This window comes from Paraburkholderia sp. SIMBA_027 (genome assembly GCF_046535315.1).
Taxonomy (GTDB): Bacteria; Pseudomonadota; Gammaproteobacteria; order Burkholderiales; family Burkholderiaceae; genus Paraburkholderia; species Paraburkholderia tropica.
Genome location: NZ_JAWRWY010000636.1, coordinates 1 through 270 on the forward strand (window position 1 = coordinate 1; position 270 = coordinate 270).

Below are 270 nucleotides of genomic sequence, written 5' to 3' on the forward strand. Positions count from 1 at the left end.
TCAGGATACTTATGATCATTTGGTCCCGCCAGCATGGTCATCACCTGGAAAGAGCCGCGTCAGCGTTGAGGCAGCCAAACGGACAGGGTACGGTCAGGCGTAATCGATTGCACCGAAGTAAGGAACTGATCCATGGCCAGGATTGAGGATTACGCCCTCATTGGCGATCTTCACACGGCAGCCCTCGTGGGACGCAACGGATCCATTGACTGGATGTGCCTCCCCCGTTTTGACTCCCCGGCCTGCTTCGCGGCTCTTCTGGATTCACCT

At 56.7% G+C, this 270-nt stretch carries 1 protein-coding gene; it reads left to right on the plus strand.

The genetic code is table 11. From position 1 onward, the window contains the following. Nucleotides 1–132: 132 nt before the first annotated feature. Nucleotides 133–270, plus strand: a 138-nt coding sequence (locus SB764_RS40550) for a trehalase-like domain-containing protein (RefSeq protein ID WP_410866834.1), incomplete at its 3' end; no start/stop codon positions are given.